This is a genomic window from Mesorhizobium sp. M3A.F.Ca.ET.175.01.1.1 (genome assembly GCF_004791945.1).
In the GTDB taxonomy this organism is placed as follows: domain Bacteria; phylum Pseudomonadota; class Alphaproteobacteria; order Rhizobiales; family Rhizobiaceae; genus Mesorhizobium.
In genome coordinates this window covers 1-421 of the sequence record NZ_SRTP01000092.1, presented here as the reverse complement: position 1 = coordinate 421, position 421 = coordinate 1, and the positions used below count along the sequence as shown (strand labels likewise).

Sequence of the window (421 nt, the reverse complement as noted above, 5' to 3'; positions counted from 1 at the left end):
CAGACGCATTCCCATCCCCGCACTGATCGGCCTGGTGCTGACCACCCTGTTCGTGGTGGCGGCGCTCTTCGCACCATGGATCGCGCCGCACGGCAATGCCGAGATCGTCAGCGATACCCCTTGGGAACCGATGTCGGCTGCGCATTGGCTGGGCACCGACAATCTCGGGCGCGACCTGCTCTCGCGCATGATCTACGGCGCCCGCATCACGCTGTTCATCGCCGTGCTGGCCACGGCGCTGTCCTTCTCGCTCGGCGCCATCCTGGGCTTCTCGGCCGCGGTGTTCGGCGGCTGGTACGACACGATCCTGTCGCGCCTCGTCGACCTCCTGATGTCGATACCGACGCTTATCATGGCCCTCGTCGTGCTGTCGGTGCTGCCTTCCAACCTGGTGACGCTGATCCTGGTGATGGGCATCCTC

Annotated in this window: 1 pseudogene; it reads left to right on the top strand. The window is 65.3% G+C overall.

Annotated elements, in window-relative coordinates:
• A pseudogene (locus tag EN818_RS30880) lies at nt 1-421 on the top strand (ABC transporter permease); the annotation flags it as partial.